Origin of the sequence: Hoyosella altamirensis, assembly GCF_014191505.1 — a bacterium.
Classification (GTDB): Bacteria; Actinomycetota; Actinomycetes; order Mycobacteriales; family Mycobacteriaceae; genus Hoyosella; species Hoyosella altamirensis.
In genome coordinates, this window is sequence record NZ_JACHWS010000001.1 from 1,747,069 (window position 1) to 1,759,263 (window position 12,195).

Annotated in this window: 10 protein-coding genes; 2 read left to right on the forward strand and 8 right to left on the reverse strand. The window is 62.8% G+C overall.

Annotated features, from left to right (window positions below):
- Window positions 1-2 precede the first annotated feature (2 nt).
- Genes FHU29_RS08490 through FHU29_RS08515 form a run of 6 tightly spaced genes read right to left on the reverse strand, consistent with a single transcriptional unit; the run spans window position 3 to window position 8,405 of the window.
- Entirely contained in the window at window positions 3-3,266 is a 3,264-nt protein-coding gene (locus tag FHU29_RS08490) for a DEAD/DEAH box helicase (protein ID WP_064438880.1), read from the reverse strand.
- 4 nt (window positions 3,267-3,270) lie between these two features.
- Window positions 3,271-4,215 (reverse strand): hypothetical protein, encoded by a 945-nt coding sequence (locus FHU29_RS08495; RefSeq protein WP_064438879.1) that lies wholly within the window; start codon window positions 4,213-4,215, stop codon window positions 3,271-3,273.
- Window positions 4,216-4,224: 9 nt separating this feature from the next.
- Complete coding sequence (locus FHU29_RS08500; protein WP_064438878.1) at window positions 4,225-4,680, reverse strand: SRPBCC family protein; 456 nt, start codon at window positions 4,678-4,680, stop codon at window positions 4,225-4,227.
- 50 nt (window positions 4,681-4,730) lie between these two features.
- Complete coding sequence (locus FHU29_RS08505) at window positions 4,731-5,441, reverse strand: hypothetical protein (protein ID WP_157094903.1); 711 nt, start codon at window positions 5,439-5,441, stop codon at window positions 4,731-4,733.
- A complete protein-coding gene (locus FHU29_RS08510; RefSeq protein WP_064438876.1) occupies window positions 5,438-6,160 on the reverse strand; it encodes a PP2C family protein-serine/threonine phosphatase in 723 nt (240 codons plus the stop codon). The genes FHU29_RS08505 and FHU29_RS08510 overlap by 4 nt, the downstream gene beginning before the upstream one ends.
- 34 nt (window positions 6,161-6,194) lie before the next feature.
- The gene (locus FHU29_RS08515) at window positions 6,195-8,405 is read right to left on the reverse strand and encodes a DEAD/DEAH box helicase (RefSeq protein ID WP_232322863.1); all 2,211 of its coding nucleotides are present in this window, start codon (window positions 8,403-8,405) and stop codon (window positions 6,195-6,197) included.
- Between the two features lie 82 nt (window positions 8,406-8,487).
- Here FHU29_RS08515 and FHU29_RS08520 point away from each other — a divergent pair, with 82 nt between their 5' ends.
- Window positions 8,488-9,177 (forward strand): arsenate reductase/protein-tyrosine-phosphatase family protein, encoded by a 690-nt coding sequence (locus FHU29_RS08520; RefSeq protein ID WP_064438875.1) that lies wholly within the window; start codon window positions 8,488-8,490, stop codon window positions 9,175-9,177.
- Window positions 9,178-9,185: 8 nt separating this feature from the next.
- Window positions 9,186-9,857, forward strand: coding sequence for an arsenate reductase ArsC (locus tag FHU29_RS08525; RefSeq protein ID WP_064438874.1), 672 nt, complete (start codon window positions 9,186-9,188; stop codon window positions 9,855-9,857).
- 89 nt (window positions 9,858-9,946) lie between these two features.
- On the opposite strand, the gene FHU29_RS08530 is transcribed toward FHU29_RS08525, so the two are convergent.
- Complete coding sequence (locus FHU29_RS08530) at window positions 9,947-11,197, reverse strand: APC family permease (RefSeq protein ID WP_064438873.1); 1,251 nt, start codon at window positions 11,195-11,197, stop codon at window positions 9,947-9,949.
- Window positions 11,198-11,235: 38 nt separating this feature from the next.
- Window positions 11,236-12,192 carry a patatin-like phospholipase family protein gene (locus FHU29_RS08535; RefSeq protein WP_064438872.1) on the reverse strand — a complete coding sequence of 319 codons (957 nt, stop codon included), beginning with the start codon at window positions 12,190-12,192 and terminating at the stop codon, window positions 11,236-11,238.
- Between the last annotated feature and the right edge of the window lie 3 nt (window positions 12,193-12,195).

Below are 12,195 nucleotides of genomic sequence, written 5' to 3' on the forward strand. Positions count from 1 at the left end.
CGTTACGCAAAGAGAGTTCGGATGTCCTCCGCGCTCAGCGCATCACCGAACGCAGCGCCTTCATCGAGCACGCTGGTGAAGAGATCAGCCTTGCGCTTCTTGAGCGCCATCACCTTCTCCTCGATCGTTCCTTCAGAAATCAGCCGGTACACCATCACCTGACGGTCCTGTCCGATCCGGTGCGTACGATCGACGGCCTGAGCTTCCGTCGCGGGGTTCCACCATGGATCAAGGATGAAAACGTAGTCCGCTTCCGTGAGGTTGAGACCGAAACCTCCCGCTTTCAGACTGATCAGGAACACTGAATCCTTACCTGACCGGAACCTGTCGATGACGGCACCCCTGTTCCGCGTGCGGCCATCAAGGTAAGCGTAGGAGACCTCTTCGCTTTCCAGACGCTTACGCACCAGTCGCAGGAAGCCGGTGAACTGGCTGAAAACGAGGGCCCGGTGCCCGCCAGCGACCACCTCATCCAGGTGGTCGATCAGCACGTCGATCTTCGCAGCCGGAATCCGCTCATGAGCTTCGTCGACTAAGCCTGCGTGCAAGCTCAATTGCCGCAGCGTCGTGAGTGACTGAAGGATCGTCATGCGGTGCCGGCCAAGGTCGTCAACCAGGCCCATCACCTTCTGTCGCTCCCGCTGCAACCGCGTTTCGTAAGCCTTGCGATGGCGCGGGTGGAGATCAACCTCGACAATCTGCTCTTGTTTGGGCGGAAGATCGGCGGCCACGAGTTCTTTCGTCCGGCGACGGACGAGTGGCGCGATTCTGCGTTTCAGCTGGTGGAGCATCTCCCTGTCGTGAAGTTTCTCGATCGGATTCGCGTAAACCTCCTTGAAATCATGCGGATTTGGGAACAAGCCCGGCGCTGTGATGGAGAGCAAAGACCACAGCTCCATCACATTGTTCTCGATCGGGGTGCCCGTGATGGCGAGCTTGAACGGAGCATCGAGTTGCCGGCAGCACTGGTAGATCTTCGCCTGCCGGTTCTTCGCGATCTGCGCCTCATCGAGCAACATCCCCGCCCACTCCCGCGGGCCGTACTCTTCGAAGTCGAGACGGAACAGCGTGTAGGAGGTGACGACGAGGTCGGCGCCGCGAACAGCCTCGGCGAGGCTCTGGCCGCGGCGGCGGAGTGTGTCCGTCAGAACAGACACAGCGAGATCCGGAACGAAGCGCTGCGCTTCGTGGACCCAGTTCGTGATGACACTGGTGGGCGCGACGATGAGGAACGGGCTTGCGTGCGGCTCCTGGATTCGCGCGTACGCGATGAGGGCCAGGGCCTGCACGGTTTTGCCGAGTCCCATATCGTCGGCGAGGATTCCGCCAAGACGCGTGGACCACAGGAACGCTAGCCACTCGAACCCTTCCTGCTGGTACGGGCGGAGCACCGCCTTCAACGTGTGTGGCACACCGGCAGCCATTCCCTGGTAATTGAGCAGTCCGTCGACGCTGCGCCGCCACTCCTCGGCCTGTTCACCGACGACGCCGAGTCCGACCAGTTCCTCCCACAAGCCCGCCTGGTAACGGTTGATGCGCAGCGTGTCGTCAGGGCTGTCATCGAGCGCCCGGGCCTCGTCGATGAGTTTCTGGAGAGCGGCGAACTCGGGTTTCTCCAGCGAGAAGTACGCGCCGCTCGGGAGGATCATGTGCGATTCACCAGCGTTGAGCGCACGAAAGACATCGGGAAACGCGACGACCGTGTTGTCGACAGTGATGACGACGTTGAGATCGAACCAGTCCGACTCTCCCGCGATGTGTGCCGTCGACAGCCTTACCGCAACGGAATCATTGACCTCGCGGAAGTCAGGCACGGCGCCCGTGACGCAGAGATCGACGTCTTCATGACTCTCGAGGACTGGAAGCACTTCAGTCGCGAACGAGGGGGTGTCGAGTTTGTCGACCCGGATCTCGGGGCAGGTACCTAACAACGCCCAGATTGAACCCGCTGCCACTACAGGTGGCCGCAATTCACCAATGATCTGTTGTTCCCTCGCCTGGTCACGAATGCCCGCGTCGCCGTTGTTGTCGCCGGGCCGGTACTCAAGGCGTGATTCGCCCACACTGTACTTCCACCGCGGTGCCACAGTGGCGCTATGCGCCGACTGGAACGTCACATCGACTGCCAAGACCGGACCGGTGATCGCTGGTGGGGTGAACGACCGATCTGATGAGGTCACGGCCGCAAAAGTGCGCAGCCGTGGATAGAACTCGGTCGCGAACCGGTTGAGATCATCGTGCGGCACCGGCAGTGCCTGCCGCGTGAGAAGTATGTGACGGAGCTGGTCCGGCACGGGCTTGGTCATCCTCGCGAGGTGCAGGCAGCCTCCGCTGTCGGTGAACACAACGCCGTGGCCTTCGGACCCGACGAATGCGATAGGTGTGACGTCAGGAAGATCAGCGACATTAACGGACGGAGTAACAGCGCGGCGATCGCCATTCGGTGCCGTCACGTCGAGACACAACTGCGCGGACGCATGTACCGCGACCTCCCCCTGTTCCGGGCGGGCGTGGACGAGCGCCACACCAAGCGCAGCTGCTTCCTGGAGCAATCCCCATAATTGAGGGCTGTTGAATGTTGTGAGGTCGAGTGCTCGTTCGTCGCCGTAGCCGGAATACTGGCGACCGAATCCCGCCTGATACACCGCAAACATGTCGATGCAGAATTGCACGTGCCGATGATCCAGGCTGAACCGCTGAGCTAGGCCATGCAGCCCTGTCCAGGACATTCCAGCGCCAGCCCAGCCGTCCTTCTGTCTGCGAACGAGGCGTGCGAGTACTCGCTGACCGGACATCGCACTCGTCCGCTGGAACTTGGTCAGGCCGGAAACGGAGAGCTCAATCGCGAGTGCCACAGCGGGGAGATCGGCGCTGCCGGACGGAGGAGTTTCTGGCAGCATTGCGCTGAGAACGTGCTCCCAGGCCGGGGGTTGCGGGGCGCGCGCAGGGGTGGTGGAGACATAGCGACGGCCGATCGCAGCGGTCACCAAAGCAACCGCGTGCTTGCAGTTGACGGCAACCGGGCAACTGCACTCTCCGCGCCGGAACACTATTTGTGAACGCTGCATCCGGAAGTAGGCGATCGTCGAGTAGAGACTCGCATTACTGCCCGCCACCGTGCCTCTCAGTGCGAACGCATCGTTGTCCCATGTCGCGTCGAGCACGGCTCCGTCCATGGCATACGCCATGCCGCGCACGAACGTCTTTTCGCCAACGATTGGTCGCAGCGTTGCGGGCACGAATCCGCGCAGGACGACCGGGAGCATCGGCTCAACCTACCCGAGGGCCTCCGTGGCCGGAAACACTGTCGGGGTCGACGCCGGAGAAGTCAGTGCGCGTACGGAGGATGTCTACTTCCCTGTACATACCCGACTCCTTCTGCGCGAGCGATCGGCGCAGCGCAAGAGCAAGCACAGACTTCATGTGGGCCCACATGTGCCCGTGATTCCGGATCAGCGTCAGAGAGGCGGTGCCCGGATACAGAATGTTGCGCCGCAAGACTGCCGCCGCGTGTTGCTGGTACCCAGTGAACAGGTCGTTCTCCCCGATGATGTCGTGCCAGGTCGTTGAAGGATGGAGCGTGTGCGCGACCCCCTCAAGCGACCTGCGCCGCATGATGAGTGCCCGCCGGAACTTGCTCAGAGGGTCCAACGTCGGCGGCGGGTGCTCGAGGTCGCGGGGATCGAAGTCCTGCGCCACGACTTTCAGGGCATCGCGTATGACTGGGCCTTCCGACCGCGCCATTCGGGCGGCATGGAAAACATACTCAGTCAGGTGATCGAGAGTTCCTACCGACGACAGGGTGACAAGATGGTCGGTTTGGCCTGCCAGGGTCTCCGCGACGGAATACGCCGCGACACCGCCCCAGGACATGCCCGCGACGTGGAGCTTGTCGTTCGTAATTCGCGCCAGTGCCCGCGCATGACCGTCCCCAAAGATCCGGCGGTGCACACGTCGGCGGACGTGCGATGCCATCGGTGCGATGATGGGGCGCTCAAGCGCGCGGGCGTACTCCCACAGGTACTGCTGGCCCAGAGTGGTATTCGGCGTGGAGCCGAACCCGTTGTAGATCACCACGGGCTGGCGACCTTCGTACGCGCGATTCAGCAGGTAGAAGCGATACTCATCGCCCGTCTTCGGGTCCGTGACGACCGTATGCCGCGTGATCTCATCGCGGAAAACGTCGGCGGTCGTCGCGGGTGAGGCCTGCTCCATCCCGTCGGGCTACTTCTCAGCTTCGGCTTTGATCCGCTCCAGGGTCGTGTTCATTCCGGCGACGAGGTCTGCCTCGAAATCGTCGTTACCACCGAGGAAGACTTTCACCATCGCTCGTGACACTGCGCTCGTGCCGTTGGGCGCCTCGCGCCGCTGCACGATACGGGTGCCGCCGTCCTCAGCCTGCAGTGTGAATGACCAGACACTGTTGTTTTCGAGAACCTTGAACGCGATGCGCTCGTGCGGTTCGATAGCCACGACGCGGGTGCGCGTCGGCCAGTACAGCATGCCTTTGCGATTGATGTTGAACGCCAGTGCGCCCTCACGAACCTGTCCACCAAGCACGAAGGTCTTGCGGGTGCGGGGGCTCCATTCGCTCATCCGCGGCAGGTCGGAAACGATTGACCAGACCTTCTCCGGCGACGCCGCGGTCGCGATCTCTGCTTCGAGTACAGGGCTTGCCATATTCGTCTCCTCCCGTTGGGTTTGCTGCTCTAGGGGCACTTTACCGGCAGCTAATAAGGGATGCTGTCGCGCGCGAGCTCCGCGAGTACCCGCCGGCGGAAGGTTTCGTCCCGAACTGTCCGCACGACGAGGTCATGCGCGGTAAGCCGGAAATTCTCCGCGACCAGGCTGAGGATCGTCCGCTCATCTAGGGCGCGCATCGTCCGGCCGTGTGCTGGAACCGCACTCAGCGCGATGGTCTCACCACCTGCGTTGAGATGCCCGCGAGTGGCTCGGTATGTACGAAGCGGGAGGGATACTTCCACTTCGCACGCGGCGAACTGTGGACCGATCTCCGCGACCGAATAACCCGGTATGTCGTCGTTGACGCCCTCACTTCGATCCAGTGCATCCCGCTGGGCGTCCGTGAGAAACATGATGTGGACGTCGATCTGCGTGCCGGGTGAGCGCGCAAGAGATCCGGGAACGGCACCGTACCGCGAAATGCGCGCCGCGTAGACGACGTCGTGGTCCGTCAGCACTGCAGCGAGCACCGGTATCGGAGGACCCGGCGCATGCTTACGCCCGAACTTGCGATTCAGCTGAACCGCAGACGCATTCGACCCGACAGCCAGAACCGGAGTCCTCGAGTTCAAGGCAATCTGCCGAGGAACATAAGGGCGCACCGTAGCTGGAGCCTCAAACACAAAGGAGCCGGCGGGCCTGTCGTAGGGGTAGCCGAACGCCCGCGCCACGATTGCTTCGTCTTCCAGCAATGTCACTCCGTGATATCAACAAGCAGCGCCGAGTAGTTGTCCCGCGCGCCACTGCTGAGCACGAGGCCGATGATCCCGCTGAGCGCATCAGCGGGTGAGCTTTCCCGGCAGACCCGGACGATGTCTTCTTGGTTCGTGAAGCCCGACACACCATCTGAGCAGATCAGAAAACGGCCTAATGCTGGCTGAACCTCCGAAACGTGCGGCACCGGCGACTCGCTGCTCCCCACGACTTGCGTGATTGCATGGGTTGGGCGCCCTGCCGCATCCAGCGCCGCATCGTCGATTGACACCAAAGTCATGTCATTCTTTTCGATCTTGAAGATTGGGCTGTCACCGACGTTGACGCAGTAGACGGTGTTCTGGGTGATGACAAGCGCGGCGAAGGTGGTACCCATCCCGCGGAACTCGGTCGATGTGCTCGCTGCTCGCCGCACCGCAGTGTGCAGCATTGCGACCCCTTTGCTGATGTCGCCAGGCGTTTCCCACGCTGCTGACGACTCCACCAATTCGGTGACTGTCAGCCAGCTTGCGACGTTTCCAGCTGGGTGACCGCCAAGCCCGTCAGCGACCGCGAGTACCACCGGCCGGTCGAGCGGAAGCTCGACAGTTGCGATGGTCCCCGTTTCAACCTGACTGATTAGGGGCCCGACGGCGATCGCGTCTTCATTGCGTGCTCGCAGCAGACCGCGATCAGTAATCGCACTGACCTGAAGAGATCTCATGCCACCATCGTGGCACTACCGACGGCGACTTGGTCTATTTGATACCGAGCCGCTGCCGCTCCGCCTCGACAATCCGCTGCTCATCATCCGCGACATCTACATCGACTGATCGAGCATCCGCGTCCTTTGAAGCACTCTTGCGCGCGTACTCATCAAACAGCTCCCGTTTACGTGCAACGATCTGACGCATGTGGTCATCGACTGTGTCTTTCGCCAGCAGACGGTGAACCTGGACGGCGCGGACCTGGCCCATCCGGTGCGCTCGAGCGATGGCTTGTTCCTCGGTGCTCGGCTTCCACTGCGGCTCCGTGAGAATGACGATTGACGCCGCCTGAATGTTGAGGCCCACTCCCCCTGCCTCGATCTGACTCAGCAGCACCGACGGCCCCTGGTGTGCGGTAAATGCATCTACGAGACGCTGGCGCTCCGGAGCAGGCACCGCCCCCGTAATCGTGCCTGCCACCTTACTTCCCAGCGCGCTTCCGATTCTCTCGAGCACATCGAGGAAGTAGGAGAAGATGAGCACTTTGAAACCGTCTTCATTCGCCTCGTCAACGATTTCCAGCAGTCTCTCCCGCTTCGCTGACTCCGACGAACTGTAGGCTGCGCGACGCATCCACATGAAGTTGCCGCTCCTGACCGCGTCACGGTATTCACGGGTGTCGCCAGGGCTGAGATACACCCATTCTTCGATGTCGATGCGCTCAGGAAGCTCAGTCAGTACGTCCTCTTGATTTCGCCGAAGATAAACGGGCGCAACCGTTCTGCGGAACTTTCGGGCACCAGTGAGAGCATCGGCTGCCGTCACCCGGTCGGCAACATCTGGCCGCAGGTACGCGACGAGGTTGCGAAATTCGCTGACGCGGTTCTCCATCGGGGTTCCGGTCAGGAAGAGCGTGCGCTCCGCGTGGCCGATCATCCGCCCGACGAACCAGGCGCGCTGCGTCTCAGGGTTCTTCACATAGTGCGCTTCGTCGACGATGAGCATCGATAGTGTGACGGTCTCCGGCAGCGAGACACTCCCCACCGTTCCGAAGGTCGTCACAGCGATGCCCCCGGACCGTTGCCAGGCCAACACTGCTTCGTCACGATCCCTGCCATGCAGGCTGTGCGCATCGAGGACGGTATGCCGCTGAATCTCGTTAAGCCAGTTGACCTGGACGCTGGCTGGGCAGATGACAAGAAACCACCGGTGGCCGCCGGCTGCGAGGTGCGTCAACGCGGCGAGGGCCTGCACCGTCTTTCCGAGTCCCATCTCGTCGCCGAGGATGGCATACCGGCGCTGCAGCGCGAACTGGGCGCCGAACTTCTGGTAGCCGCGCAGCGTCGCGGTGAGCAGGCTGGTGTCGAGTTCGGTTTCGGCGATACTGCGGGCGTCGTCGTCACCGAGGAATCCACGTGCGGCGTCTCCATCCAGCTCTCTGCCGACGCCGAGGGACTCGAGAATCGCATAGAACGTTGCGGCGTTGCTTTCGAAATCCCGCCACAGTTGGTCCGGTAGATATGTGCCTGGATCTAACCCAGGCCCCGCTGATATCAGTGTCTGCTGTAGCGCCAGAACCTCCGGATCCACGAGAATCTCTTCAAGTTCCCGCAAGGCCGAAAGCGTCGCATGTTTTGTCGCGCGAGCGGAGAAGAACATCCGGAACCGGCTCGTGGCGCGGGCAGCGGAGTCAGCCGTAGGGACGATGCGGGCAGCCAGGTCATTCAGCGCGGGCCCCACCGCTGCCACCGTGGCGTCAGCGTGTCGAAGGGCAGCGAGAAGTGCCAGCAGTTCTGTATGCAGGTGCGGGCGCATGACGGTGTCGAAACGTACGTGTGTCTGGCTGGCGAGCCGATCCTTAACGCTGCGCGCTGCTGCGCACACCTGGCCTGCAGTATGTGCTCCGACCCCCGGCAGTCGAGTGAGGAGCGCCGCCGGTTTGTCCGCTACATCGGCGACCGTGCGGTATCCCGCGTTCTCCAGCGCTGAGAGCCGCGTCCGCGAGTCCACGAGCGGTTTGAGCTCATTAAGCCCAGTGCGCCGCAACTGTTCACCAATGGCATCGCCGGTCAGGATCTCAATCTGGTTGAGCGCCGCTGCACGGAGTGTCTCGGGAGCAGTGAGCAGCACTGCTGAGCTATCGACGATCCACCGGGCGAGTGCGAGCGCCTCCTGCGCCGGAGGGCCGATGCGAGATTTCGCCGCTGCGTACTCTTCTGGGCTCAGTGCCACAGGAGTTGGCGACGGCGGCTGGATACGCATGCTGGGATCGTAGCGCCGCCGCTCTGGCGTGCGTCGAAATCGGACTAGCCATCCGCACATCACGTCAGTACTATTTGAGTCAATGCTTACTGACCTAACTCCCTCAGCGCGAGCGGCCATCCACGCCGCTCTCGGCGACGCTGCCCGCGTGGAACTCGTCGACCTCGTCGCCGAGGGTGACCGGTCGCCATCCGAACTGCAGACCGCCCTCGAAATGAAATCAAACCTGCTCGCCCACCATCTCGGCGTGCTCGAACGCGCCAATATCGTGCGGAAGCGGCGCTCGGAAGCAGATCGCCGACGGACCTACTGGACACTGGTACCCGGCACCTTGGAAGCACTGCTCCCGCGAACGGTCCGGACTGTCCCCCGCGTGGTCTTCGTCTGCACCCACAACTCTGCGCGATCGCAACTCGCTACGGCGCTCTGGTCGCAGAACAGCACAGTGCCCGCGACCTCAGCGGGAACAGATCCAGCCCGCACAATTCATCCCCGGGCTCTCACCGCGGCGCGACGGCATGCCCTGCCCCTCACCCCGATGACCCCGCGGCGACTCGACGAAGTGCGGGCGCCTGGCGACGTCCTTATCGCCGTGTGCGACAACGCGCATGAGCAACTCAGTCCCAACGAGCAGCGGCTGCACTGGTCAGTGCCTGATCCCGCTCGGGACGACACCGACGAGGCGTTCGACCAGGCCGTCGATGAGCTGTCCCGCCGCATCGCGCGTGTCGCGCCCACATTCCAGCAACCGACCGACCCATCCACGAAATAGGAGCCTCCATGTCAGCCCCGTCCTTCGGCGCCACTGAATTCGGCCGCAACGACCTTTCCATCGACCACCAGATTGCCCTCAGGACCGCATCAACCCGTCTCGCAGAAGCCTTTACGGGGGTCTTCGGCCCGGAGACGATCGAACGCTTCCTGCACTCGTCGTACGACCAGTTCGCAAGCACCGCAACGGTGCCCAACTTCATTCCGCTCCTCGCTGAACGTTTCGCCAGGCAGCGGCTGAAAGCCCTCGCGCGCGTGGAGGGTCTGCATCACGATGGCAAACCAACCGTGTTGTTTCTTTGCACCCACAACGCGGGGCGCTCTCAGATGGCACTTGGCTTCTTCGAACAACTCGCCGGAGAGAACGCCGTTGCGTGGTCGGGAGGTTCGGAACCCGGAAACGAAATCAACAACGCCGCGATCCAGGCGATGGCGGAACGCGGCATTGATATCTCAGGCGAGTACCCGAAACCGTGGACCGATGAAATTGTCCAAGCAGCAGATGTGGTCATCACAATGGGATGTGGCGACGCCTGCCCGATCTTCCCCGGCCGCCGGTACGAAGAATGGTCTCTCGACGACCCGGCCGGACGCAATATCGACGCTATTCGCCCGATTCGTGACGAAATAGAACGGCGCGTTCGCTCCCTGCTCGACGACCTGGGCGTAGCAACGGCCTGATTGCGGTCGCCACCACTCGCAAATCCATCTGCGGGCGTCCACGAAAACCTGGACTTTGCGCGCGTTTCTATTGACCTGCGCAGCTGGATTTAGCTGAGTGGCTGCCGCCCACCGGCCATTCGCCTGCGCCCCGCATAGAGCGCCGCCCCAATCAGCAGTACGACTGCCCCAGCCACAACGGAGGCAGTGGGCAGTGTGCACGCCAAGACAACGCACCCGATCGCACCCAGTGTGGGCACGATCCGCGACCGGACGCGACGGGAGAGGGTCCATGCCGACAGGTTCGCGATGAGGTAATACGTCAGGACAGCGAATGACGAGAAGCCGATCGCGCCGCGCAGGTCCGTCGCCAGGACCAGGACAATCACGATGGCCCCTACTGCCAGTTCCGCACGATGCGGCACGCGGAACCGCGGGTGCACGACCGCGAGCGGTTGGGGCAGGTGGCCGTCGCGCGCCATTGCGAACGTCGTTCGTGACACGCCGAGTACAAGCGAGAGCAGTGCTCCTGCGGCGGCGACAACCGCACCCACGCGCACGACCTGTTCCGCGCCGGTGACTGCAGCGACTGCACGGGCGAGCGGGTCTGCCGCGTCCGCGAGCCCGTCTGCGCCCAGAACTGACAGCACCGCGAACGCGACGACGGCGTAGACACCGAGCGCGATACCCAGCGCGATACCGATTGCTCTGGGAATCGTCTGTTCTGGGTTGCGGACTTCTTCGCCTAGTGTTGCGATCCGCGCGTACCCGGCGAACGCGAAAAATAGCAGGCCTGCAGCCTGCAGGACTCCCCCGACTCCGATTGTGGCCGTGCTTGCGGGCAGGTGTGGTCCTCCCGCTTCGATGAAGGAGATGACGACAACTCCGAGTAACACGAGGAGTACCAGTGCGACAATGATTCGCGCGGCACGGGCGGACTTCTGTACACCCGCATAGTTGATCCCGGTGACAGCGACGACTGTTACCACTGCGATGAGCTTTTCGTGGCCGGGCCACGCGTACGTGCCGACAGTCAGTGCCATCGCCGCGCACGAGGCGGTTTTCCCTACTACGAAACCCCAGCCGGCGAGGTAGCCCCAGAACTCACCGAGCCGTTCGCGGCCGTATACGTAGGTTCCGCCGGAGCTCGGGTAGATCGCTGCTAGCCGCGCCGAGGAGTTGGCGTTGCAGTACGCGACAGCCGCGGCGATCGCGAGTGCGGCAAGGAGGTACTGTCCGGCGGATTGCGCGGCGGGCGCCAGCGCTGCGAAAATACCCGCACCGATCATCGCGGCGAGGCCGATTACCACTGAATCGCTGAGGCTCAGACTTCTGCTTAATGGCGCATCGGACGGCGTCACGGTTGCACGCTATCTCACTCGGCTCCACCGCGCGCGACTCAACTCTCTGGAAGCGATCCCACAGCATCCAGCATCGCGCGATGCCCAATGTCGACTGCCGCCTGCATCCCGGCTAGATCGCGGAAGCCACGTATACCGCCCGCGGCGCCGTCGGGAGGCCGGATCTGCAGTATTGAGGGGCTAGCACCGTTCGTTTCGTGCCTCTCGAGCACGTCATCGTCTGCCATCTCACGCTCAAAGCGAGCGAGCCAGGTATCAACTGTGCCGGGTGCGCGCCGCTGCAGCCATGCGCGCATGAACCAGCGCTGGTGCCGGGGTATCGGTTCGGGCCGGACTGTAGCCGGATTTGTTCGCAGCACGAGGATGTGTGTGGCCTGCCACTGAAGAGCACGGTGGACAGGAACCGGCTCACTGACCCCGGCGTCGACGAACCGCCTTCCGCCGAGTTTCACGGGTGGGCCGCCGAGTAGCGGCAACGTGGAGGTTGCCTCAAGCGCCAGTTTCAGCGACTCGACGTCGGAGACCAGTGGGCACAGGTCCACGCTTTCACCAGTGTCGGCGTCGGTGGCGACGGGATGAAATGAAATGGGGTGATCAAGTACCGCTTGGAAGTTCATCCGCACCTGACGGGTGTACACAGTGCGGACCAAATGGGTGGAGTCGACAATGGGACGGCCGCGCAACACATTGCGCCCGCGGAAGGTCTGGGAGGTGACAGCCGGGTCTGACCATAGGGAGGCGCCCAGCGCGGATTGGCCTGCAAGCACCCAGGCTGCGTTGAATGCTCCCGCGGACACGCCGAACAGCGCATCTGCAGCATCGATCAATCCGAGTGCTTTGAGTGCCGTGAGCATCCCGGCGGAGTAGGCGCCGCGCGGCCCTCCACCTTCGACGACAAAAGCTACGCGGTGGGTGTCATGCCGCTTCCCTGGTGTGCTCCGCGCTGATCGCCGCGCACGCAGGACACCCACTACCGGATGTTCGGTGAATGTCATTCA